This is a genomic window from Desulfitobacterium sp. LBE (assembly GCF_007830365.1).
Lineage (GTDB): Bacteria > Bacillota > Desulfitobacteriia > Desulfitobacteriales > Desulfitobacteriaceae > Desulfitobacterium > Desulfitobacterium hafniense.
On record NZ_VLKD01000001.1, the window covers coordinates 4,680,776 to 4,703,804 of the forward strand.

General features: G+C 49.3%; 22 protein-coding genes. 18 read left to right on the forward strand and 4 right to left on the reverse strand.

Going from position 1 to position 23,029, the window contains the following annotated elements; all coding sequences use genetic code 11:
• Positions 1 to 243: 243 nt before the first annotated feature.
• Together istB and istA are read right to left on the reverse strand one after the other, a co-directional pair.
• Positions 244 to 996, reverse strand: a complete 753-nt coding sequence (istB, locus tag DESLBE_RS22055) for an IS21-like element helper ATPase IstB (RefSeq protein WP_144674766.1) — start codon at positions 994 to 996, stop codon at positions 244 to 246.
• 14 nt (positions 997 to 1,010) lie between these two features.
• Positions 1,011 to 2,540, reverse strand: a complete 1,530-nt coding sequence (gene istA / locus DESLBE_RS22060) for an IS21 family transposase (protein WP_207706455.1) — start codon at positions 2,538 to 2,540, stop codon at positions 1,011 to 1,013.
• Between the two features lie 267 nt (positions 2,541 to 2,807).
• On the opposite strand from istA, the gene DESLBE_RS27360 reads away from it, so the two are divergent.
• From DESLBE_RS27360 to DESLBE_RS22085, 5 genes are all read left to right on the forward strand, one after another.
• The gene (locus DESLBE_RS27360) at positions 2,808 to 5,762 is read left to right on the forward strand and encodes a flagellin (RefSeq protein WP_144678215.1); all 2,955 of its coding nucleotides are present in this window, start codon (positions 2,808 to 2,810) and stop codon (positions 5,760 to 5,762) included.
• A gap of 221 nt (positions 5,763 to 5,983) precedes the next feature.
• On the forward strand, positions 5,984 to 7,492 hold the full coding sequence (gene fliD / locus DESLBE_RS22070) for a flagellar filament capping protein FliD (protein ID WP_005816252.1): 1,509 nt from the start codon (positions 5,984 to 5,986) through the stop codon (positions 7,490 to 7,492).
• Positions 7,493 to 7,506: 14 nt separating this feature from the next.
• Complete coding sequence (fliS, locus tag DESLBE_RS22075) at positions 7,507 to 7,899, forward strand: flagellar export chaperone FliS (protein ID WP_144678216.1); 393 nt, start codon at positions 7,507 to 7,509, stop codon at positions 7,897 to 7,899.
• Positions 7,896 to 8,228 (forward strand): hypothetical protein, encoded by a 333-nt coding sequence (locus DESLBE_RS22080; RefSeq protein WP_144678217.1) that lies wholly within the window; start codon positions 7,896 to 7,898, stop codon positions 8,226 to 8,228. Before fliS ends, DESLBE_RS22080 begins: the two co-directional genes overlap by 4 nt.
• A 37-nt stretch (positions 8,229 to 8,265) precedes the next feature.
• Positions 8,266 to 8,643 (forward strand): flagellar protein FlaG, encoded by a 378-nt coding sequence (locus DESLBE_RS22085; RefSeq protein WP_144678218.1) that lies wholly within the window; start codon positions 8,266 to 8,268, stop codon positions 8,641 to 8,643.
• Positions 8,644 to 8,772: 129 nt separating this feature from the next.
• On the opposite strand, the gene DESLBE_RS22090 is transcribed toward DESLBE_RS22085, so the two are convergent.
• Together DESLBE_RS22090 and DESLBE_RS22095 are read right to left on the reverse strand one after the other, a co-directional pair.
• Positions 8,773 to 9,924 carry a methyl-accepting chemotaxis protein gene (locus tag DESLBE_RS22090; protein WP_005816245.1) on the reverse strand — a complete coding sequence of 384 codons (1,152 nt, stop codon included), beginning with the start codon at positions 9,922 to 9,924 and terminating at the stop codon, positions 8,773 to 8,775.
• Positions 9,925 to 10,131: 207 nt separating this feature from the next.
• A complete protein-coding gene (locus DESLBE_RS22095; protein ID WP_144678219.1) occupies positions 10,132 to 11,178 on the reverse strand; it encodes an HD domain-containing phosphohydrolase in 1,047 nt (348 codons plus the stop codon).
• Between the two features lie 216 nt (positions 11,179 to 11,394).
• Here DESLBE_RS22095 and DESLBE_RS22100 point away from each other — a divergent pair, with 216 nt between their 5' ends.
• From DESLBE_RS22100 to DESLBE_RS22160, 13 genes are all read left to right on the forward strand, one after another.
• Positions 11,395 to 11,811 (forward strand): hypothetical protein, encoded by a 417-nt coding sequence (locus tag DESLBE_RS22100; protein WP_018305809.1) that lies wholly within the window; start codon positions 11,395 to 11,397, stop codon positions 11,809 to 11,811.
• A 475-nt stretch (positions 11,812 to 12,286) separates the two neighbouring features.
• The gene (locus DESLBE_RS22105) at positions 12,287 to 14,476 is read left to right on the forward strand and encodes a chemotaxis protein CheA (RefSeq protein WP_144678220.1); all 2,190 of its coding nucleotides are present in this window, start codon (positions 12,287 to 12,289) and stop codon (positions 14,474 to 14,476) included.
• 65 nt (positions 14,477 to 14,541) lie between these two features.
• Positions 14,542 to 14,985 (forward strand): chemotaxis protein CheW, encoded by a 444-nt coding sequence (locus tag DESLBE_RS22110; RefSeq protein WP_014795285.1) that lies wholly within the window; start codon positions 14,542 to 14,544, stop codon positions 14,983 to 14,985.
• The gene (locus DESLBE_RS22115) at positions 14,972 to 16,150 is read left to right on the forward strand and encodes a chemotaxis response regulator protein-glutamate methylesterase (protein ID WP_018212569.1); all 1,179 of its coding nucleotides are present in this window, start codon (positions 14,972 to 14,974) and stop codon (positions 16,148 to 16,150) included. The genes DESLBE_RS22110 and DESLBE_RS22115 overlap by 14 nt, the downstream gene beginning before the upstream one ends.
• A 5-nt stretch (positions 16,151 to 16,155) precedes the next feature.
• Positions 16,156 to 16,686, forward strand: a complete 531-nt coding sequence (gene flgC / locus DESLBE_RS22120; protein WP_144678221.1) for a flagellar basal body rod protein FlgC — start codon at positions 16,156 to 16,158, stop codon at positions 16,684 to 16,686.
• 7 nt (positions 16,687 to 16,693) lie between these two features.
• Positions 16,694 to 17,038 carry a flagellar hook-basal body complex protein FliE gene (gene fliE, locus DESLBE_RS22125; protein ID WP_144678222.1) on the forward strand — a complete coding sequence of 115 codons (345 nt, stop codon included), beginning with the start codon at positions 16,694 to 16,696 and terminating at the stop codon, positions 17,036 to 17,038.
• Positions 17,039 to 17,166: 128 nt separating this feature from the next.
• Entirely contained in the window at positions 17,167 to 18,768 is a 1,602-nt protein-coding gene (gene fliF, locus DESLBE_RS22130) for a flagellar basal-body MS-ring/collar protein FliF (RefSeq protein WP_172625479.1), read from the forward strand.
• A 1-nt stretch (position 18,769) separates the two neighbouring features.
• Positions 18,770 to 19,774, forward strand: a complete 1,005-nt coding sequence (fliG, locus tag DESLBE_RS22135; protein ID WP_011460758.1) for a flagellar motor switch protein FliG — start codon at positions 18,770 to 18,772, stop codon at positions 19,772 to 19,774.
• Positions 19,758 to 20,627 carry a FliH/SctL family protein gene (locus tag DESLBE_RS22140; RefSeq protein WP_144678223.1) on the forward strand — a complete coding sequence of 290 codons (870 nt, stop codon included), beginning with the start codon at positions 19,758 to 19,760 and terminating at the stop codon, positions 20,625 to 20,627. Before fliG ends, DESLBE_RS22140 begins: the two co-directional genes overlap by 17 nt.
• The gene (gene fliI, locus DESLBE_RS22145) at positions 20,611 to 21,912 is read left to right on the forward strand and encodes a flagellar protein export ATPase FliI (RefSeq protein ID WP_144678224.1); all 1,302 of its coding nucleotides are present in this window, start codon (positions 20,611 to 20,613) and stop codon (positions 21,910 to 21,912) included. The genes DESLBE_RS22140 and fliI overlap by 17 nt, the downstream gene beginning before the upstream one ends.
• Positions 21,913 to 21,930: 18 nt before the next feature.
• A complete protein-coding gene (locus DESLBE_RS22150; protein ID WP_144678225.1) occupies positions 21,931 to 22,374 on the forward strand; it encodes a flagellar FliJ family protein in 444 nt (147 codons plus the stop codon).
• Positions 22,371 to 22,598 (forward strand): flagellar FlbD family protein, encoded by a 228-nt coding sequence (locus DESLBE_RS22155; protein ID WP_018212576.1) that lies wholly within the window; start codon positions 22,371 to 22,373, stop codon positions 22,596 to 22,598. Before DESLBE_RS22150 ends, DESLBE_RS22155 begins: the two co-directional genes overlap by 4 nt.
• Positions 22,583 to 23,011 carry a flagellar basal body-associated FliL family protein gene (locus DESLBE_RS22160; RefSeq protein WP_018212577.1) on the forward strand — a complete coding sequence of 143 codons (429 nt, stop codon included), beginning with the start codon at positions 22,583 to 22,585 and terminating at the stop codon, positions 23,009 to 23,011. The genes DESLBE_RS22155 and DESLBE_RS22160 overlap by 16 nt, the downstream gene beginning before the upstream one ends.
• Positions 23,012 to 23,029: the final 18 nt, after the last annotated feature.

The window sequence follows — 23,029 nt, forward strand, 5'->3', positions numbered from 1 at the left end:
AATTGACAAAGATTCTTTAAGTTAAACAAGAAGCCTGGTAGGCTGCTTATTCCGGTCGATTCCGACCGGCAATCCGTTCTCATTCGGGCGGGCATTCCGACCGCATTCGGCCACCTGTTACGCTATGATTCGGGCGAAGCCCGACAACCTCTTGAGTTCAAGTATAATCAGTCCATTATGTCTGTCAACTGGGAATCGGGACTGAACGCTGTAAAGCGAAGGGAGCCGTAGGCGACCGCAGCTTTACAGCGTCTCGGCGGCTACCCCCTCCGGCAAGGCCCGCCGCTTGGAGGGACCCTGCAGCTCAAACCGGTACGCATTATGCACCAGTCTATCCAGTACAGCATCCGCAATGGTTGCGTCCTCAAAGAGGCCATGCCATTCAGAAACCGGAACCTGCGCCGTGATCAGGGTAGATTTGCTTCCATATCGGTCATCAATCACTTCAAGGAAATCCCGGCAATGGAGCGCTCCTAAAGGGGAAATCCCGAAGTCATCCAGTATCAGCAGATCCGGCTTCTTCATTTCAGCCATCAGCCGGTTCCAGGACCCGTCCCCACGCCCGATCTGGAGATCGGTGAGAAGCCGGGTGACCCGGAAGCTGCGCACCTTGAGTCCTTGCCGGCAGGCCGCGTTGCCTAAGGCACTGGCAAGGTAGGTTTTGCCAGTTCCGCAGGATCCCGTGATGAGCAGGTTCCGGCCTTCACGAATCCACTTTCCATCGGAGAGCCGGGCGACCTTCCCTTTGTCCAGCTGCCGAGCCGGGTGAAAATCAAGATCTTCCAGGCAGGCTTTGGGTTCTCGCAGATGGGCTGCCTTGATCAGCCGTTTTAGCTTTTTGTTGAATCGGGCGAGCCACTCGGCATCGACCAACATCGCCATCCGATCATCAAAGGATAGCTCCGACATGGCCGGCAATTCCAACTGCCTCCGGTATTCTTGCTCCATAGCGGATAGCCGTAGTGTGGCGAGCTTTTCCAGGGTAGGATAGATCATCTTATGTCACCTCCTCATCGAAACGCGGCTGCGCCACGTAGATTGCTATGGACTGGGGTGGGCTTGACGGGGGATGGAGACTGGCCTTTATCCTGCCCATTTTTCAAGATGGTTTTCACGGTGCTGTAGGTACAGCTTCCCAGTTCCCAGGACCGTTTGCAAGCGGCTTCTAAACGGTCCTGACCGTATCGCTTTCCCATTTGGAGTAGACCCATACACGCCCGGTAAGCGGTTTCCTCCACATGCTGAGCACGCAACAAGGTGTCGATGACAAACTCGGTATGTTCTCCTACGAGCTGCGCCCATTGGCGGTAGTCGTCTCCTTTATACCGATTGGCTTCCTGCTGATGCCGATGAGCGTCCGGCATGTGTTCGGTGGTGGTCACATACCTTGACCCCCGATACTGCCGATGATGAAGCGCCACGCGTTCTCGGTTCTCGCTGAGGATCTCGACCAAAGTCGCTGTGATCCGCAGCGTGACCTGATGTTTGAACAGGCGGTGAGGTACGGAGTAGTAGAACCCTTCGAATTCCACATGGTAGTTGTCGGGAACCCGCCGGACGATGTAGTGAGTATACTCATAGCGAGTGCTCGGCAGAGGGCGCAGCGCTGGTCGATCCACGGCCTGAAAGACGCTTTCACGGCTGCCGGCCCGTTTGCGAAACGGCCGCTTGACCAGCTCTTTTAAGCGCTTTACAATGGCACGGTTCAATTCCTCAAAGGTAAAGAACCTCTGTGGCCTTAACCATTCTAACAGCCAGGTTTCCAGCCATCCCACACTGCTTTCCACTTGGCCTTTGTCCCGTGGAGACCGGATTCTTGCCGGAATCACGGCCACATCGTAATGACGAGCCAGATCCCAGTAAGCGGGGTTAAGCTGAGGATCATAATATCCCGGCTTACTCACCGCTGTCTTGCAGTTATCCGGGACAATAACCCGGGGTACGCCTTGAAGCCATTCCAGGGTGTGGACATGGGCGCTCAGCCAATTCTCCAGTTTTTCATCCGCAAAGGCCTCCACATAGGGATAACCACTGTCGCCCAGGGTGGCCACAAAAAAGTGGGCGGTGAGCATCTCACCTGTCTCAGGATCGACGACACAACTTAATGTGTCTCCCATCCAATCGACGAAGAGTTCTTTGCCCGGCTCGTGGGTTTGAACCATGATCACGTCTTTTCCCGTTTCATTTCGCCATAGGGTATAGCGCTTGCAAAACTGGCTGTAACCCAGTCCATCGGGGTTGCCAGCCCGGTAATCTTCCCAAAGAAACTGAAGATTTTGCCGTTTATGGGCGACAAGCCGGGCGTGTATGGATTCCCAATTCGGTTCATCCTTGACGTATCGTTTGGCAAAGCTGTCCGGATAGAGTGTTGCTTTGATGGTGTCGTCGGTCATGTTTGATGCTTGAGAGTAGGTCAACGAGTGCTCCCTGCATCGCCGTTGGACTTCGCCTACAGTAGATTTTGCGCATTTCACGCTGGCTGCAATTTCCCTTTGAGAATAGCCTTGCTCCCACAGCCGTATGATTTCGATGATTTTCACTGGTTCTTCACACCTCATTTGTTTCCCCCGCACAATGCCTTTTTTCTCATTGTACCGGGTTTATTCTGAGGTGTCTGGTCTGCCCGAATGCCGCGCGTTGACTGGCCGAATCTCATCGGAACTTCCGACCGAATGTCACCGGATTAAGTGGCCGAATGTCGTGAGAATCTTTGGCCGAATGTTAGAAGAATACTCAGGTAGGCCATATGAAATTGCCAAGTGCTTGAGAATTTGGGTAAGAAGCTTCATGGGAGGGCGGTTTTTCTCGTGATCATTTACAATAATATTCCTGGTCTGAAGGCGTCTAACGCATTAAGTAAAAATATACACAAAGCCGGCACTCCCTTAGCAAGGGTGTCATCCGGCTTAAGAATCAATCATGCGGCTGATGATGCGGCAGGACTTAGTATCAGTGAAAAGATGCGAGGGCAAATCCGCGGTCTCATGCAGGCATCCAGAAATATTCAGGATGGACTTAGCTACCTGGATACTGCCGATGGCTATCTTGGCAGTATTAATTCGCCCCCGCTGCAACGGCTGCGGGAGTTGGCGATACAGGCCGCCAATGATACCTTAACCACCCAGGATCGGGAAATTATTCAGAAAGAAGTTCTGCAAATACAGGAACATTTAGAAAGACTGTTCCGCACGGCCGAATTTAATACCCATAAAATCTTTGCCCAGGATATTAAACGTACAAAAACGCCAACTCCCGGAATATTGCCGGGAGATACGCTGATTCGCCAATATGGTTTGCAGGTAACAGCCGGGAGAAACGACCGCTTAACCTTTCGTTTGGATGATCAGCCTTTGGAAATTCATTTGGATCCCGGCAACTATACTTCCGAACAGCTTGTGCACGCCCTGAACGAGAAATTTAAAGGGGCTGGTACTGATGTAACGGTGGGGTTTGAAGGGGATAGCCTGGTGTATCATTCGCCGACCAAAGTGCTGGACAGCTTTGGCGGCTCCATGATTGAGATAGATTCCCCTGCTTCCTACACGTCCATAATTTATGATAACAGTAAACCCGGTTATATTTCCGGTGCGTATTTTTTAGGTGCGGAATATCTATCCGGCGACGTAACTATCGATAGTTCGAATAATATCCTGACGTTTCGTGTGGGTAATAGCGGCACCTATACTAATGTTTCGCTTACACTGGCAGATGGCACTTATTCGGCCCAAGGATTAGTAGATGCTCTGAATCATCATTTTAATACGAATGGCATTGATGTCACAGCTACCAAAGATGCTTTCGACCGCCTCAAGCTTCAACATAATAAGTGCGGTGCGGGATATACCCTTGACCAATTAGGCGGAACTGCTAAGCAGGTTATCTTAGACAGGCTGGTCTCTAATCATTATTCTGAATACATACACCCCGGCACGAACGGCTCTCCCGCTGTATTTACCGGGTATAAATCACTTGCGGGAGGAATCACCATTGAGGCTGGGCGCAATGATACTTTGCGTCTGAATGTAGGAGGTACTGTTCATACCCTAACTTTAGCCGCAGGCACATACGATCAGGCCGGAATCATTACTCAGCTTAATCAAGTGTTTGCCAATCAAAGCCTTCAGGTTGAAGCTAAACTTAGCGGAGACCGTTTGCAACTGGAGTATATCGGTGCAGGTACGGGATCGCTCGGTACTGTATCAGGGGGGGCGGCCTATACGCTTATGGGCGAACCGGTTTCCGGCCCGAGTCTTATTCCTGGCTCATGGCAGCTGGTCGAAGGAAATACCACCCCAATCGCAGTCGGCAAGGCAAGAGCAACCGGACAAACGAATCTGGCTAATGGCGTACAGATCATTGCCGGCTATAATGATACCTTGACCTTTGAGCTGGACGGTCAGGCAAAAAGTATTGTTTTAAGTGCTCAATGGTATAGCGCTGCCGAGTTGCTGGCGGAGATTAATACCAAATTAAGCGGTATGGATATAACAGCAAGGTATGTGGGCCCTTCTTCGCGACAATTAGTATTTGAGCATAATAAAGAAGGCGGCGGCATCCCGGAATTTCCTTATTCCCTGAAAAATTTCGGCGGCAATGCTTTGTCTACCCTGATGACCACAAACATGCCTATGGGGCAGTCCTCCGGTACTACGCCTTCTGCCAGCTATATACGCGGCACAGCCAATATCAGCAATGTCACGATTAGCGCTGGGGTTAACGATTCATTAACCGTCAGCGTCAACGATAATCCCTACTCTATTACGCTGGATGCAGGGACGTACAATACTGCTCAATTAGTAACCCAGATAAATGGAAAACTTTCAGCCGCGGGCCTGAGCAGTATGATTGAGGCGACGTCATACAGCTCGAATTTAGAACTTCGTTCCAAAACAACCGGCACAACGACCCAAATCAATTCCGTTTCGGGAAATTCGGTCAATACTTTATTCCGTAGGGTTGATCAGTATTACCAAAATGCCAGCTCTATTCCGCCAAGTGCATCAGACACCTATATTGATGGGCGTGTCGATTTACGCCAGGGAATTACGATTGGAACCGGACTCAATGATAAACTTGCTTTCGATCTTCATGACGACGGCACAATTGAACGGAAAACCATAACCCTTGATGCTGGGGAGTATACAGAAAATAGTCTGATCGACATGATCAACGCCAAATTGCAGGCGCAAAACCTGCAAGTAGCCGCTGCCATCAAGAGTATTAACACGCCCCAAGGGCCTAAGACCGTGATGACCTTGACGTATTCTCCAGGAAAAAACGGTTATTTTGCGATTGACGGTGTAGGCGGCAGCGCCTCCTATACTGTGTTTTATCCCGGCCCCTATGATATCACATATGCCGGCGGAATGGATCTTAAATTGCAAGTCGGCGCAAATTCCGGAAATATGGTCTCAACAGGGACGCAATATATGATGAATACAGAAATTCTTGGCATAAGAAGATTGGATTATACCACCCGTATCGGTGCTGAGCAGGCTATCGACACAGTTGATGATGCTATTGCCATGATAAGTGCCGCCCGCGGACTCAACGGAGCGAAACGCAATGCCCTTGAATCTCTCTATCATAATGTAACTCAGTCGGCAGAAAACTTACAGGCCGCCGAGTCAAGAATTCGTGATGCCGATCTTGCCAAGGAGATGTTGGCCCATGTAAAACAATCCCTGCTGTCACAAGCCGCCGAAGCCGTATTGGTCCAAGCAAAGCAGCAACCACAGATGATTCTGGAACTCTTAAAATAACTCAATCAAACTTTCCAACACCGCATCGTTCAGAAGCCGCCAAACCCATATGATGCGAAGGGTCAGGACAGTAATATTTCAAAATTATAGGTCTTTAGGCCTAAAGTCTTATCGCAATTAATCCGATAACTTATATATAGAGGAAATTCCGCAGTTAAGATTTTTTCACCAAGTGGGTCAACATAGAGAGAACTAAAGTGTAATATAAAGGAGGACTATACATGGCAATACGTACCTACGGCCTAAGTGGTTCAGGCATGGATGTGGATCAATTGGTCAAGGACATGATGTCTGCCCGCCGGGAGCAATATGATAAAGTCTGGCAAAAGAAAACTCAGCTGGAGTGGAAAAAGGCTGATTATAATACGATGTATACTACCGTCCAGGCTTTCCGCGATACCACAGCCTTCAACTACCGGCTTTCCAGTACGACTACTCCCAAGATTGTCACTTCATCGGCAGAGGGCATCGTTACCGCTACAGCCAATGCCGATGCGGCTAATGTCAGCCGTAGTATTACTGTGGATCAGCTGGCGGAGGGAGCAAAGGTCACCAGTGCGGCGGAAATATCCCAAGGAGCTAAGGGCAGCTTAATGTCCCAATTCGGACTGGCAGAAGGGACATTTGAGGTAGTGATCAGCGATGGGAGCACCTCCAAAACGATCCAAGTCGATACCAGCAAAAGCATCTATGATTTTGTCAGTGATCTAAATAAATCAGGACTAAAGATTAGGGCCAGCTATGATGCTTCTCTGGATCGCTTCAATATCAGCACCACCGGTACAGGGGCCGGTGTGGCCATTGATTTTTCCGAAACGACGGATGATGAAGGATCAGCGGGTATCAGCGGTAAAGAGTTTATAACGGATAAGCTCAAGTTGTATGCTGATAACCCGGATCTGAAGGTCGAAGGGAAGAACGCTAAGGTCCAGCTGGACGGTATGGAGATTGAACAGGCCAACAACAGCTTCACCGCCTTTGGCGTCACCTACAATCTGAAGGCAGAAGGCACAGCTAAAATTCATGTCTCGGCTGATAATGACAAAGCCGTATCCGTGGTCAAGGATTTTATCGAGAAATATAATAGCTTGCTGGAAACCATCAATAGCGAATTAAATGAAGCCAAGTACAAGAGTTATATGCCCTTAACCAACGAGATGAAAGCCGAATTAAGCGATTCTCAAATCACACAATGGGAGAGCATGGCGAGAAGCGGCCTCATGCGCAATGATTCCACTCTGCAGTCTTTGATCTATAAGCTGCGTAATGATGTGGCCACGCCGGTCAGCGGGGTAGAGGGCAAATATACTTCTTTATCTGCTATAGGTGTGACCACGGGGGATTATACAGAAGGGGGCAAGCTTCATCTCAATGAAACCAAGTTGAGAGAAGCCCTGGAAGCCGACCCGGATATTGTGAACAAACTGTTCAGCTCTTCCGGAGAGGATCGGAATACCCAAGGGGTAGCGGTGCGCTTCTATGATACCCTGAAATTGACCATGGACAGCATTAAGGAGACGGCAGGAATCACCGCGACCATTGATAGTGATACGCAGAGCACTCTGGCCAAACAGATTCGAAATTATGAAGATGATCTGGATCGTATGAATGACCGCCTTATTCAAATGGAGGAACGCTATTATAAGCAATTTAATGCCATGGAAGTAGCCTTGAGCAAGCTGAGTCAACAAAGCAGCTGGCTGGCGAATATGTTTAGCAGTGGAAATTAAAAGGGAGTGAAAACATGTTAAATTCCCAAATGGCAGCGGCTTATAAAAATCAGCAAATCATGACGGCTTCGCCGGAGCAGTTGACCTTATTGCTTTATAACGGAGCCTTAAAATTCCTTAACGAGAGCATTCAAGCCTTGGAAAGCGGCGATAAAGAAAAATCCCATAACTCCAACCTCCGGGTTCAAGCTATTGTTCGCGAATTCATGGTTACCTTGGATATGAATTATGAGATTTCCCAAAATTGGGCGGCGCTTTATGAATACATTGAGCATTGTCTGATTGAAGGCAATATTCAAAAGGATGTCCAACAGTTGAAAAACGCTAAAGAAATCCTGGAAGATATGCGCAATACCTGGCAGGAAGCGATGAAGCTGGCCCAACAGGCCAGGGTGGCCGGGGTATGACTGAGAAGACCCCGGAATCATTATGGCAGGACTACCTTTTCCTCACCAAAGAAATGCTGAAATTTCTTGATAAACAGGATATGGAGCTATTCCATGAACTGATGAACCAGCGGGAGCAGATGCAGACTCTGCTCGAGGAGACTCCGGACGATAGTTTCAGAAATTCCCCTGCAGGGAGAAGGCTCCTGAATGAGATCCGGGAGGAAAACCAAATCCTCATGAACCGCTTTCAAGCGACCCATAGTAAAGCAAAGCAACATCATCAAGTAGCGGAAGCCTACTCAGGTGGGAACCAGCATCCGGGGAACCATAGAAACTGGGTGCGCTGAAGAAAATACTCATCCAGTGCTGAAAGGAGGAATTCTCATGATCGTCATTGAGCCAATTCAGCCTAATAATCAGAAGACCATGATGCCTGTGGATGCCTATCCCGGCCAAAAGCTGGAACGATCTCAGGAAATACCCCGGCCGGTAGTCGAGCGTAAAAATGAGATCCCCAATGCCCGGGAAGAGATTCCCCGTGAGGAAGTTGAGAAGGCCGTAGATAAATTGAACCGCTTTATGGGCTTGATCAATAAAGGGATGCGGTTCGAGGTTCATGAAGATGACGAGGAGGAGATCCTGGTGCGGATCGTGGACCAGGGCTCGGAGCAGGTTCTTAAAGAATCCACACCGAAATGGGTGATGGAGCTGCTCCATAATCTAACCGATGCTGCCGGGTTGTTTGTTGATCAAAGAGTTTAAAACGTTATTGGCTATAAATGCCTCAATCCTTGGTGTTCCAAAGGATTGAGGCACTTTTAAGTAAGCGCCGAACCAGCCGGCTTTGTCGAGGTGCCGGCTGGTTCGGCGCTTAGTGTATCTTATTCTTCGCTATAAGGTAAGGGAAATTTTATTTAACTCTTCAGACATGGCGGTAATTTCTTCGATGCTGGCGGTAATCTCCTCGGTTGCCGCTGCCTGTTCCTGGCTGGAATGCAGGGAATGTTTGCTTTTAACACTGGCATCTTCGACTTTGGCTTTAATCGATTGGGTTAATTTCTGAATGGTAGGGACGGTGCTTTTGGATTGCTCGGAAAGCTTTCTGATTTCTTCCGCGACAATACCAAAGCCGCGTCCCGCATCCCCGGCCCTGGCGGCCTCGATAGCGGCATTTAATCCCAACATTTTGGTTTCATCGGCGATTTCCTTGATGAATAGGGATACATTGTTGATTTCTTCCGAAAGGGCAATAATTTCCTGAATATTACCATGGAGAACCTGCTCGTTGGAGTGGATGGACATGGCCGAAGCGGCTAATTCCTCCATGGCTGCCGAGATCGAGGAAAAACCATCTGCCAGATTTCCGGAGATATCGCGAAGCTGGGCGGCGGTCTTTTTGGGAGTAATCACCCCCAGAGTAGCGACAATCTCTTCTGGGTTTTCTTCGTCGAAGATAGGACAATTGGTAATGGAAACCGGCATGCCGTATTTTTCGGAACCTATCTCCACGTATTGCTTTTCTTTCGTCTCGATTGTTTTGGTCGCGATATCGTCTTTCTGCAGCATATACCCCAGGGGGACGGAGGGGATATCAAACTTTTGCGAAGCCTGCCTATAGGCGATACTGTGCAAATCGGACATGTACAAAAGAGCTCCTTCATGAAACATTTCACTCATAATCGGTGCAAAATCTCCAAAAGCAGCAGCGACAGGGTGCAATTTAGGTAAAGCGATGTTAAAGGCGCCGACAGGCTGATCTTCTTCATCGAGCACAGGAATGGTTATCATAACGATGCGTTTTCCGTAGTTTTCCCTGGCTACAGAGTTAACCAGAACCCTTTTTTCCCGGACGGCCTGCATGGAGGCGTAGTGATCACCTAATGTATCGCCTATATTGACAATATCCAGGCCAAAAGCCGCGGATTTTTTTGTCCAGACCACCGTATTGCCGTCGACCCACCAGAACATAATTCCTCCGGGGAATACATCGGCCATAACTTCCGCCAAGGCTTTGCATGAGTCCAGTTCCGCTAATCTGATCATTTCGCTCTCTCTCCTTTTGCTTTGCTTTTTCTATCACAGACAAAAGCTTTTGCATATAGTTTTCAGACTGATCTTGTATTTTTACTCGATATAGCAATTTTTATGCCAAGGGTTTACGAATGAGGAAAATTAAGGATTGGAGCGGATCAGCGGCTGTTGCTGCAGGAACCGAATTGAACAAACTGTTACAAAGAATGAACACTTTGCTTATAAAACCTGTTCAATAAAGACTGTCCGATCCTTGGCTAAATCCATATCCATGGGGACGCGCAGGGGCATATTAACCCGATTGTAGTAGATTCTTACAATAGGCCGGGGTCCTAGGTTCTGGCGGACATTGATCACGACGCCTACCTGCCCGGTAGACAAGCGGACAAGGGAGCCCAGAGGATAGACGGCCAAATTATTCGTGAAGGCTTGGACAACATGGGGATCGAAATAAAATCCCCCACCGCCATAAAGGTATTCAATGGCCAGATAATGAGGGATTTTTTCTTGACGGAGCTTCCGGTTATATTGTTCGCACACGGCTATAATCCGGGAACCAAAGGGGATAGCTTCCCCGGACAGATTTTTCGGGTAGCCTTCTCCGTTCCAGCTTTCATGATGGTGGAGAATATATTTGCAGACCTCTTGGGGCAGACCGGATTCTTTGGTGAGGTAATAGCCGTAAAGAGAGTGCTCTTTCCACAGATTTTCCTGATGAAGTTGCATTTCAGCCATGTTGATCAGCTGAGGCATCTCACATAGCCCTATATCGTGAAGTATAGCCGCCATGCCGATATGAAACAATTCTTTTTCATCTACACCGAAAGAACCAGCTACAAGAAGACTCAGGGCGCATGTTTCCACACTGTGAGGTAATAAGAAATCATCATCGACAAGTTTGATGCGCATTAAGGAATCTAAAACGACGGAGTTGTCCAATAGTTTAAGGGCTGTTTGACAGGCGACTTGAGAAACAGTGAGCATAAAATCGGAGGTGTTTGCTTCCTCTTTCTCGGGGGCAAGGCGTGTTATCTCTGTTATAAGCCCTTTTTTGAGTTCTTTAACAAGAGAAGAGGCTGGTTCTATCAGTAAAGTATAACGCTCCGTAACGGCAACCGAGCGTATACCCCATTTCTTTATGGCAGCAATATGGGATTCGGTAAGTACTGTTCCATAATTCAACAAAAGATTATTGGTTGTTCCGTCGAATAAGGGTTCGGCCAAAACCATGCCTTCGGAAAGCTCAAAGCTGTATAATCTAATCACCTTGCCGCTCCTTTTCAAATGCAGGCTTAGTACATTGTTTATCTATAAGGATACAGCGGCAATGTAAATGCCGTATTATTTCTTCGTAAATTCTGTGTATGATCATTTGGTCAGCCAGCTCAGCTATTTTGCCCGTTCGCCTATTGGGACTTGTTGTTGGCTTGATGTGCGGGTTATAATGGAAGTATAGCAAAGCAATGGCAAGGAGGTACTGTCGTGACCAACGAAGAGTTTCAAAAGCTGGTGCTGGAAAAGCTGACGGGTCTCGAACAAGGGCAATCCAAGCTGGGAGAGGGCCAGGTCAAGCTGGAGCAAAGACAGGCTAAGCTGGAAGAAGGCCAGGTTAAGCTGGAGCAAAGGCAGGCTAAGCTGGAAGAAAGACAAGTCAAGCTGGAGAAGAGAATTGACGAGGTCGAATCCACACTTACTGCCAAGATTGATGCCCTGGATGCTAAGGTCGAACGGTACGGTCAAAGCCAGCAGGATGATGTGAAGGGTCTCCTGACAGTGATGGATAAAAAACTGGATCGCATTAGTGAGATCCAAACCATTCAAGGTGAATCCATCAATATTTTGGCTCTTCGCCAGCTGCAGACCGAGTCCGAGCTGGCCGCCTTGAAAAAGGCTCTTTAAAAGAGCAAAGGAAAGTGAACCATAGAGAGCTTAGGCATATAGCCGGAGGTCTCTTATTTTTTGCTATTTTAACATTGAAGATCGAGCCTCTTGAGTCAAAAAACACTTCGCTTATCGGAGTGTTTTATTTTTCCTGGGAGAAATTAGGATGAAGGTCCTATATAAACAGGACACGTTTATGAGTAAAATAGAATTTGTATGTAAAGAAAATGTAGTAATGTTTTATTTACACTTGAATTAAAGTAGTGTTAGTATTATTAACGTAAAAAAAAACACATATTGGTGAAATGCAAAGATTAGTTGATAGACTCCTTGCTTGGAGGAATTACAAAAAGCATGGCGAATAAAGAACAATGGGCGATTCTGCCCATAAGGCTTACACCGATTACATAATGGATTGGGTATATCGTTTGGTTTAGTTTGGGTCATTTTTTCGTGTAAAATGAGGAAGCAAAAGTTAGGGGTGGAGCTGCATATGAGCCAGGAAGATAATCAAAACTTGGGAGTCGATTTGGGAGAATTTCTGGATTTTTATCTTCTCGATTCACAGGAGCAAATCGAAAAACTGGCAGCAGGGTTGCTGCAACTTGAAAAAGAAGGCAATAATGTCGGATTAATTAATGATCTCTTTCGTTCTGCACACAGCTTAAAAGGAGCCTCCGGAACCATGGGGTTTACTTCGATAGTGGCTTTGACACACTCAGCTGAGGATTTACTGGATCGGCTGCGCCAAGGCAAGATGGAAGTTTCACTCCCCATGGTTGATGTTCTTTTGGCGGTTACAGATCGCGTCAAGGAAATGTTAAGCCAGGTGGAAAAGCGAGTGGAAATCGCCATAGAGTATCAGGATTTGGTGGATGAAATGCGGGCAATTATGAATGGCGAAACACCTGCTCCGGTTAAAGAGGCGGATAGTAACGATATGAAGGAGAATTTAACCTCAAATTATACGCGGGTAGATTTTCAACTGTCTCTTGAAGTGGCGGAACAGGTCAAAAGTTCACAGGATATGGGACATGGAGTATATCAAGTCGATATTAAATTTGCTCCCAATACCTTGATGAGGGCAGTACGCGCCGTCATGGCCGTACAACGGATGGAGAACCTGGGTAAAGTGGTTAAGCTCCGCCCCAGCGTGGAAGAGCTGGAAGTAGGCAGCGAAGAAGGCTTTGCCATGCTGATTTTATCTGATGATCCCCCTGAAGAAATTCGTGGGGAGATTCTCCTTGTTTCTGAGCTGGCGGAGGTAGAGGTTCATCCTTACCGCATAGGTGATGCTGTTGACGGTTATGGTAGCGAAGAAGTGGCGGCGGCTCAAGCCGCTGAGCTGCTCCCGGTTGTGGAAGCGGCTCCTTCTTTGCCTGTGCAGCCTGAGGCGAAACCTGTACAAGCGGCACCGCTCATGCCGGCAGCACCGGCTGCCACTAAGCCCGCCGCCGGCAACGGAAACAATGCTGCCACAGACGGAAATAACCAGGTCCATACCATTCGGGTAGATACTGTGCGTATGGATAACTTGATTAATTTAGTAGGCGAGATGGTGATTACCCGTACCCGCCTGGTCCAAATCGGTCATGAGCTTAAAGAACAGTATCGCATGGATGCCTTGGTGAATAATCTTAATGAGACCACTGTGTATCTGGGGCGATTGATGAGTGACCTGCAGGAAAGCGCTATGCGTTTGCGCATGGTTCCTATCGGTACAGTATTCAGCCGCTTTCCCCGCTTGGTGCGGGACCTGGCACGTAAGACCAAAAAGGAAATGGAGCTGGTCCTCCGGGGGGAAGACACGGAACTGGATAAGACGGTGGTGGAAGTCATCGGTGATCCCTTGATGCATTTAATCCGCAACTCTGTGGACCATGGCATTGAGACTCCTGAGGAACGCCGGGCGGCCGGTAAACCGGAAGTGGGCACCATCACCCTGGATGCCTATCATGAAGGAAATCATATTGCTATCCTGATTTCCGATGATGGCCAAGGCTTGGATCTGAACAGGATCTACGAAAAGGCGCTGAGCCGTGGGCTGGTTGGTGAGAGGGAAGGCCTCTCGGAGCGTGATATTGCCAACTTGATTTTCTTGCCGGGATTTAGTACGGCTGAGAAAGTGACAGATATTTCCGGTCGGGGAGTGGGCATGGATGTGGTTAAAAAGGCCCTGAATAATTTGGGCGGAATGATCGACATCACCACCCGCCAGGGGCAGGGCACTACGTTTACTATCCGCCTCCCCTTGACCTTAGCCATTATTCAAGCGTTACTGGTTGAAGCCAGTACAGAGATTTATGCTGTTCCACTGTCCTCGGTCTTAGAGACCTTGCTGGTAGAACGCAAAGACATTAAAAATGTGGGCGGATTGCCCATGGTTCAGCTGCGTGGTAATACACTTCCCCTGATCTCCCTCCGGGACAAATTCCAGCTTCCTGCTCCTGAAGCAGAAGCGGAAGAAGTCTTTGTCGTGGTCGTAGGGTTGGGAGATAAGGCACTGGGGCTGATTGTAGACGGATTGCGCGGTCAACAGGAAGTGGTGATTAAATCCTTAGGTGACTTCCTTAATAACTTACCGGGTATTGCCGGAGCAACCATCTTAGGGGATGGCAAAGTTACCCTGATTCTCGATATCGGCAGTTTGATTCAGGATATCCTTGTAACGAGGAAGGGCTAAATAGGTCAAGGCAGCTTGGTATGGAATAATAAGCTACGAGCTGATTTATGAAGGAGGAGACTAAGATGGCGGAAGAACAATTGGTAACCTTCGGTCTGGGTTCCGAGGAATTTGGTGTGGATATTATGTGTGTACAGGAAATTATTCGTATACCGCCTATTACCCGGGTGCCTAAGGCCCCCGAATATGTAGAGGGAGTTATTAATCTGCGGGGCAATGTCATCCCCGTGGTGAGCCTGCGGACTCGCTTTGGGATGGAACGGGTGGAAGAAAGCGATTTAAGCCGGATTATCGTGCTGCAAGTCCAGAATAAAGTTTTTGGCATCCGGGTGGACGCGGTAACGGAAGTTCTGCGTTTGGATACCGAGTCCATCGAACCGCCGCCGCCTGTTGCGTTAGGAATGGATTCCCATTTTATTCGTGGAGTAGGCAAGATAGGAGAACGCTTGCTGATTCTTCTCAACCTTGATCACATTATGGGTGGAGAGATGAATCATGAATCAGCCTAAATCCCCAATCACCGTTTTGATTGTGGATGATTCGCCTTTTATGCGGTTAACATTGCAAAAAATATTAAGTCAGGATCCGGAGATTAAGGTACTGGATACGGCCCGGGATGGCAAGGAAGGCATAGAAAAGCTTCAAGCCCTCCGCCCCCAGGTAGTGACCATGGATATTGAGATGCCCCAGATTGACGGGCTCCAAGCCCTGGGTGAAATCATGCGCTGGCAGCCTACTCCCATCATTATCCTTAGTGCCTTGACCACAGAGGGAGCACAGGCCAGTGTTAAAGCCTTAGAGGCAGGAGCTTTCGATGTGGTTGCCAAACCTTCCGGGGGACCGGGTGCGGATATTCAGGCTTTAGCCCGGGATTTAATCGATAAAGTGAAAGCAGCTGCACAGGTGAATCTGGGACGATTGGGTAAAAAAGGGGCCGTAAGCAGAGTTTCGCCTGCTTCAGGAAGCCGGCCTCCCTGGACTGCCGGGGCTGCCAGTGAAAACACTAATCGATTATCCTCTCCGGGCAGTACGAGCTCAACCTTAGGAAGTGCGAAAGGACGTTCTTTGGATAGCGGAGAAGCCTTGCCAAAGTATCCTGTCGAGATTGTAGCGATTGGTACTTCCACCGGAGGACCGTCGGCTTTGCAAGCGGTCTTAACCCAGCTGCCGGGAAATCTCCCTGTGCCGGTATTGGTGGCGCAGCATATGCCGCCGGGGTTTACAGCCCCCTTGGCTCAGCGCCTTAATGGGATGTCCCCCCTCACTATCCGGGAAGGAGTTCATGGCGAGGCTCTGAAAGCAGGCACCATTTATTTTGCGCCTGCCGGTAAACAAATGCAGGTGCAGAGCCGTGGCTCCCAGCTCATTCTGCATATTGGCGATGAATCCCCGATTACCACCCTCTATCATCCGTCGGTGGATGTTATGTTCATGTCCCTGGCGAAGGAAGTCGGTAAAGGCACGTTAGGTGTGGTGATGACCGGAATGGGCAATGACGGACTTAGGGGAATGCGGGAGATCAAGGAACGGGGAGGCTATGCTATCGCAGAGGCTGAAGAAACCTGTGTGGTTTATGGTATGCCCCGGGCCATTGTGGATGCGGGGTTAGCCAATCGGGTGGCTCCTTTGGGAGAGATCGCCCGGCATATTGTTGAATGTGTGCAAAGGAGGTAGGGACTATGGGTATATTTGGGTCCATGGATATCAGTGCGTCGGGATTAACCGCTCAGCGGCTGCGGCTGGACGTTATATCCAATAATATTGCCAATATCAATACGACACGAACGGGACAGCTGACCGAAGCGGGAAATCAAATCCCCTATCAGCGTCAGGTGGTCGTGTTTAAAGCCAGAGGTACAGAGTCCAGCTTTTCCGAGACCTTGAATCAGGCTCTGCAAGGCAAGACGGTGAGCACCACGGCCTTGCTTCAGGGACAAACCACTTTAGGTGCCACCGGCAACGGTGTGGAAGTCCAGGCAATTGCCGAAGATACTCTGCCCTTTCGCTTGGAATATAATCCGGATTCCCCGGATGCGGCACAAACGACCGAGGATGGGATTCCTGCCGGTTATGTACGGATGCCCAATGTGAATATCGTGACCGAAATGGTGGATATGATTTCGGCCTCCCGGGCTTATGAAGCCAATGTGACCGCCTTGAACGCTTCCAAAGCCATGATGAGTAAAGCGCTTGAGATTGGGAAGGGGTGATTAAGTCATGGCTATTAATCCGATTGTACCTATCCATCCTTTAATGCTTCAACAAACCCTGAATCCCATTCAGGAAAATAACCCTGTTGAAGGAAATGGGTCGCAAACTCCTGCCGGAGCGGCCAAAGCAGGCGCAGATTTCGGGCAGTTTTTGCAGGAAGCCCTGCAAAAAGTAGACAACCTTCAAAAGGAAGCCGATGTAGCCAGTCTCGGCTTGGCCACCGGGCAGATTCAGGATCTTCATACTGCAGTACTCGCTATGGAAAAGGCAGGACTATCTTTATCCTTAACGGTGGACGTCCGCAATCGAGCCTTGGATGCCTATCACGAAATCATGAGGATGCAAATATAAGGATGTACAAACATAAGGGTATACATTAATAGTGTACGGTTTTTCACGAAGGAAATTGGGGGTTTCATGTAAATAGTATCTAAACATATAAACCTGATGATTAATGTTTGAGGAAAGGAGGAGCGATATTGAATTTTTCGTGGGCTGAAATTAAACAATCCATTCTTAAATTTTGGGGCAAACTCTCCCGCCCACAGAAGATCATTACCGTTGCCGCTCCTCTGGCTGTAGCAATTGCGCTGATCTCATTGCTTTACTGGGCAAGCAATCCCAGTTATGTAGCCATTTTTACGGAATTGACAGATATTGAAGCCGGAGAGATTACTTCGGAATTGGATGAATTGAAGGCAAACTATAAATTGGGAAGTAATGGTTCCGCTATTTTGGTTCCTGAGAAAGAGGCCGCAGCGATTCGTCTCAAACTGGCTAGTGCAGGTCTGCCTAAAGGGAGCGAATTCAGCTGGAGTGAGAGCTTAAACAAGACCCGCGTTGGGGAGACGGAATCTGACCGGCGGCTGCGTTACAACCTCGGTTTACAGACTGAGCTGGAGGCTACCCTGAAGACCTTAAGCAATGTCAAAGACGCCCGGGTCCATTTGAACATACCTGAAGAGACCTTGTTTATCGAGCAGCAGGAAGCCACAACGGCTGCAGTAACACTGACTCTTAAAGAAGGCAGCTCCATTACGGAAGATCAGATCCGGGGAATCGCCAATTTATTGGCCGCCTCGGTAAAAGGGCTGAAACTTGAAGATGTGACTATCCTGGATTCCAATGGCAATACTCTTTCCGATGTTCTGAGCGAAGACAATCAGCCGGGAAAAATGACCGCTACCCAAATTCAGCTTAAGCAGCTCACCGAAGAAAATACTCGTAAATCTGTGCAAAGCATGCTGGACAAAGCATTTGGAGCAGGGAAAACTATCGTCAGGACGAATGCCACCTTGAATTTTGATCAAGTTACCACAGACACCGTAACTCATGGTCCCGGCGCGGTGCTCAGTGAATCCCATACCACAGAAAATACGACCAATACTTCCCCTGGAGGAACCGCTCCGGGAGTCAACACCAATGTGCCAGGCTATTTAGCGCCGGACGGGACCTGGATTACTTCATCCTCTGAAAAAACTTCGGACACGCTCAATCATCAAGTGGATACGACCCAGGAACAACGGATTAAGAGCCCGGGCGATATTGCCCGACTCTCTGTTTCCGTGCTCCTGGATGCCGACAGCATCAGTGCCGATCAGATAGAACAGATCGAAGCCATCGTCGCTTCCGCTGCCGGAATTGATCGCGACCGCGGCGATGAGATTCAAGTAGCTGCTTTGCCTTTTGATAAGACAGGCGCTCTGGAACAAGAGCAGGCCTTGGCTGAAGCGGCTCGCAAGGAACGGCTGCGCACCTATATCGAATGGGGTGTGGGAGCACTTTTAGCCTTAGTATTCTTATTCGTTCTTTTCCGTATGCGCTCCAAACGCAAGCAAGATGCAGAGTCCCTGGAGCTTGGTCAAGCACTTCAGCCTGTTCCCCTGGCAGCAACGGAAGAGCTTCTGCTTGCTCAGCAGGAAGCTGAAAGGGAAGTTGAGCTTAAACTTGCCCAACAAAAGCAGAAATCTGCTGAAGAAATCCAGCGCCAGAAGATCAAGGAATCTGTGGATATCTATGTGCAGAACAATCCTGATGAAGTGGCACGTCTTGTTAAAACTTGGTTAGCGGAGGAAAAGTAAGATGAGCCAGCAGCTTACCGGGATTCAGAAAACAGCCATCCTGATGATTGCCTTAGGGCCGGAAAAATCAGCCAGGGTGGTACAGCATTTAGCCGAGAATGAAATCGAACAGTTGACGCTGGAAATGGCCAATGTGCGTAAGATTTCAGCAGAACAGCGGGATAAGGTCGTCGATGAGTTTTACCAGATGTGTGTGGCCAATGATTATATCGCCCAGGGCGGCATTGATTATGCCCGGGAGGTTTTGGAGAAAGCGCTGGGTGAACAGCGGGCCTTTGAGATCATTACCCGCCTTTCGTCTTCCCTGAAGATGCGCCCCTTTGATCTGGTGCGGCGCACAGATCCTAAGCAGTTATTATCCTTTATTCAAGGAGAGCATCCCCAAACCATCGCCTTGATCATGACCCATTTGCCACCGGATAAAGCGGCCATTCTCTTATCCAGCTTACCCCAGGAAAGACAGGCCGATGTGACCAAACGGATTGCTTTAATGGGCAGGACAAGTCCTGAGGTTCTTAAAGAGATCGAGAAGATACTGGAGCGTAAAATATCCAGTCTCGCTCCTACGGATTATACAACATCCGGTGGGATTCAAAGTGTGGTGGATATTCTGAACCGCAGCGACCCGAGCACCTTGAAGGTGGTCATGGATTCTCTGGAAGTGGATGACCCCGAACTGGCCGAGCAGGTTAAACGTCAGATGTTTGTCTTTGAAGACATCGTTATGCTTGATGACCGGGGAATTCAGCTGGTGCTGCGTGAAGTGGATATGAAAGATCTGGCCCTGGCCCTTAAGGGCTCCAATCCGGAAGTGGGGCAAAAGATTATGGCCAATATGTCGTCACGGGCATCCCAAAACCTGCGGGAGGATATGGAATTTATGGGCCCGGTCCGCTTGAGGGATGTGGAAGAAGCGCAGCAGCGTATCGTCAAAGTAATTCGCCGCCTGGAAGAAACAGGTGCAATCGTCATTTCAAGAGGTGGCAGTGATGAGATTATATACTAGGGCGAGAGTGGTTAAAAGCAATGTGGTAGAGGTCAGGATGCCCCGTATTGTGGAATGTCGGACGGAAGAATTTCAACTCTTGGGCAAGCATCTTTCCGTAGTCCATGAACGGAGTGAAAGCCTGCCTCAAGAAGATGAATTTCCCCGGCTTGAGGGTGAAGAAAAGTGGGAACCTTCAACTGTCGCAGTCGATGAAGCAGAGCATGAGAAAGCAAAGGAAATCATTGCCGAGGCCGAAGCCATCCGTGCTCAGGCCCAGATAGAGCTTGAAAAAGCTCGGGTAGAATCTGTGGAGATTTTGGAAAAAGCACGGGTGGAGGGGGAAGAAGCCGCCCTTAGGCTTCGCGAAGAGGTCTCTCACCAGGCTTATGAGGAAGGGTATGCCCGAGGCTTGGCCCAAGGACTTCAGGAAGGCGCAGCTCAGGGCGAACGGGAAGCTGAACGTATGAAAGCAGAAGCCCGGGATATCCTGGCCTTAGCTCAAAGGGCTGCCCATGAGGAATGGAGTAAAGTGGACGAGACATTGCTCCGATTGGCTTTGAAGGTTGCTGAGAGAATTCTTCGTGTCCGTATATTGGAACATCCTGAGCAGTTGCTGCAACGTATTCGCGCTTTGTCCCTGCTCCCTGAAGAACGGGAAGGCTGGAAGCTTCATGTATCCACTGCAGATTATCGATGGCTTTCTCAATGTTCGGATGAGATTGATATCCCCTTGCTGGAAGATCAAACCTTAACCTCTGGAGATTGTTTCCTCGAATGCACCGAAGGCATTTTTGATGCTCGCGTCGAGGTACAGCTGGAACGCTGTGAACAACTCCTGAGAGAGGAGCTAAGGCATGACCGATTGGAATAATATGCTTCATAAAATGAGTGACTTGGATTTGATCGTCTCCCATGGCCGGGTGGCCAAAATCGTCGGACTGATGATTGAATCCGATGGCCCGCGGGTCAGTGTAGGGGAATATTGCCGGATCCATACTCAGCAAGGGAAAGAGATTCCGGCTGAGGTGGTGGGCTTTCGCAACTCCACTACCTTACTGATGCCTTTAGCGGAATTGGAAGGAATCGCTCCGGGGGATCGGGTGGTCCCTCAGCAGCATAAACTGGAAGTCGGAGTTGGCCAGGCCCTTCTGGGCAGAATTCTCGACGGGTTGGGCAGACCTTTGGATGGGCGTCCTATGGTTACCCATAGGGATTACCCATTGCAAAATGCTCCCCCCAGTGCTTTTCTAAGGCCAAGGATCAGGGATCCCCTCAGTGTGGGAGTGCGCACGGTGGATGGGATACTGACCATTGGCAGAGGGCAGAGAATTGGGATCTTCGCCGGTTCCGGAGTGGGCAAGAGCACCTTGCTGGGCATGATGGCCAGAAATACCACAGCCGGAGTGAATGTGATCGCTCTGGTGGGGGAACGGGGTAGAGAGCTCCGGGACTTCATCGAGAAGGATCTGGGCCAAGAAGGCTTAGAGCGCTCCGTACTGGTGGTGGCGACCTCCGACCAACCCGCCTTGGTTCGCCTTAAGGCTGCTTTCACAGCCACGGCTATTGCGGAATACTTCCGGGACCAGGGACAGGACGTGCTCTTAATGATGGATTCCGTGACCCGTTTTGCCATGGCTCAACGGGAAGTGGGCTTGACCGCCGGGGAACCCCCGGCAACCCGCGGCTATCCCCCTTCAGTATTTGCGATGCTGCCCAAGCTTCTTGAACGCTCCGGGATGAGCGAGATCGGAAGTATTACGGGTATTTACACCGTTCTTGTGGATGGGGACGATCATAATGAACCCATCGCCGACACAGTCCGGGGCATCCTGGACGGACATATCGTCTTGACCCGGGAACTGGCCATGCAGAACCACTATCCCGCCATTGACACCCTTCAATCCGTAAGCCGGGTTATGAATGACATCATTGCCCCGGAACACAAGGAGCTGGCCGGAAAACTCCGGGAACATCTGGCAGTCTACCATGATGCCAAGGATTTAATCGACATCGGAGCCTATGTGACAGGCAGCAATCCCCGCATCGATGCCGCCATCCGGCATATTGAAGGAATCAATGGTTTCCTTCGCCAGGATGTGGAAGAGAAAGTTTCCTTCGACCAAATGCTCCAGCAGCTTCAGCAGGCCCTTAGGTAAGATAAGGAGGCGATTCGATTGGCCAAATTCAGATTCCGCCTCGAGGCAGCCTTAAGGCTGGCCGAACGCAGCCTTGAAGAGCAGCAGCGGCTTCTTGCTCAGGAGATCCAAAAGCATTTTTCTCTCCAAAAGGCCCGCCAGGCTCAAGAGAGAGTGTGGCAATTTGCCTTGGAGGGTCAAGAGGAGGCTTGCCGAACCTCACCCCAGGATCTGGGTCTATGGCAAAGTTTTACCCAAAAGCAGATCGAGCTTCTGCGTTATATAGCAGAGGAAGTATCCCAACAGGAAAAGGTGGTCACACAGCAGCGGCAAAGGCTTCTTGAAGCCCACCAGGATACTGAGAAGTTGAAGAAGTTGAAGGAGAAACAAAGGGCGGTATTCAACCTTAAAGAGCAGCGGCGTGAACAAGCTGTCCTGGATGAAGCAGGCCAAATAATGTTTGGACGGAGGAGTAGCTTATGATCGAAGTCACCCGCATCAATGGTAAAAAGCTGGTTCTTAATTCGGACCTGATCGAAAGCATGGAAGCAACCCCGGATACGGTCATCACCTTAACGGGTGGAAATAAATACGTTGTCACAGAAACGACGGAAGAGCTCATTCGCAGAGTGACGGAATATAAAAGGCATTGTCATCCGTTATTTCGAGAAGAAGGGGAGATGTCAGAGCAATGGACCGAAAGTTAATTATTGCAATTTTTCTTGCCGGATTTTTAGGATCGACGATTGGTGTCGTCGGCACCTTGGGTGCCCAAAAGCTGTTCTTCTCAGACAGCCCCAGCCCTACAGGACAGGCCGTGATCAAGAAGGAAGAGGGCCCCGTTATATCCGTTGGAGAATTTACCGTCAATCTTCAGGGCGGGGCTTTTCTTAAGACCTCGATAGCTCTTGAAGGAATGAACGAAAAATCAGAAGCTGTGCTTACAGCTAAGGATGCCTTTATTAAGGATCGGATTAATACCGTTCTTTCCAGCAAGACCTTAAAGGATATGCAACCCGAGATCCGTGAAGATCTGAAGCACGAACTGATTACCCAACTTAATGAAGTCACAGGCAACCAGGTTCAGGGAATTTTCTTCTTATCCTTTGTTTATCAGTAAGCATTCCAGCTGGAAGAT

What these genes read in the sequence shown, in the direction of transcription:
- istB (WP_144674766.1), bottom strand. Translation starts at nt 996, where the DNA reads ATGATCTATCCTACCCTGGAAAAGCTCGCCACACTACGGCTATCCGCT.
- fliD (WP_005816252.1), top strand. Translation starts at nt 5,984, where the DNA reads ATGGCAATACGTACCTACGGCCTAAGTGGTTCAGGCATGGATGTGGAT.
- fliS (WP_144678216.1), top strand. Translation starts at nt 7,507, where the DNA reads ATGTTAAATTCCCAAATGGCAGCGGCTTATAAAAATCAGCAAATCATG.
- DESLBE_RS22080 (WP_144678217.1), top strand. Translation starts at nt 7,896, where the DNA reads ATGACTGAGAAGACCCCGGAATCATTATGGCAGGACTACCTTTTCCTC.
- DESLBE_RS22085 (WP_144678218.1), top strand. Translation starts at nt 8,266, where the DNA reads ATGATCGTCATTGAGCCAATTCAGCCTAATAATCAGAAGACCATGATG.
- DESLBE_RS22090 (WP_005816245.1), bottom strand. Translation starts at nt 9,924, where the DNA reads ATGATCAGATTAGCGGAACTGGACTCATGCAAAGCCTTGGCGGAAGTT.
- DESLBE_RS22105 (WP_144678220.1), top strand. Translation starts at nt 12,287, where the DNA reads ATGAGCCAGGAAGATAATCAAAACTTGGGAGTCGATTTGGGAGAATTT.
- DESLBE_RS22110 (WP_014795285.1), top strand. Translation starts at nt 14,542, where the DNA reads ATGGCGGAAGAACAATTGGTAACCTTCGGTCTGGGTTCCGAGGAATTT.
- DESLBE_RS22115 (WP_018212569.1), top strand. Translation starts at nt 14,972, where the DNA reads ATGAATCAGCCTAAATCCCCAATCACCGTTTTGATTGTGGATGATTCG.
- flgC (WP_144678221.1), top strand. Translation starts at nt 16,156, where the DNA reads ATGGGTATATTTGGGTCCATGGATATCAGTGCGTCGGGATTAACCGCT.
- fliE (WP_144678222.1), top strand. Translation starts at nt 16,694, where the DNA reads ATGGCTATTAATCCGATTGTACCTATCCATCCTTTAATGCTTCAACAA.
- fliG (WP_011460758.1), top strand. Translation starts at nt 18,770, where the DNA reads ATGAGCCAGCAGCTTACCGGGATTCAGAAAACAGCCATCCTGATGATT.
- DESLBE_RS22140 (WP_144678223.1), top strand. Translation starts at nt 19,758, where the DNA reads ATGAGATTATATACTAGGGCGAGAGTGGTTAAAAGCAATGTGGTAGAG.
- fliI (WP_144678224.1), top strand. Translation starts at nt 20,611, where the DNA reads ATGACCGATTGGAATAATATGCTTCATAAAATGAGTGACTTGGATTTG.
- DESLBE_RS22155 (WP_018212576.1), top strand. Translation starts at nt 22,371, where the DNA reads ATGATCGAAGTCACCCGCATCAATGGTAAAAAGCTGGTTCTTAATTCG.
- DESLBE_RS22160 (WP_018212577.1), top strand. Translation starts at nt 22,583, where the DNA reads ATGGACCGAAAGTTAATTATTGCAATTTTTCTTGCCGGATTTTTAGGA.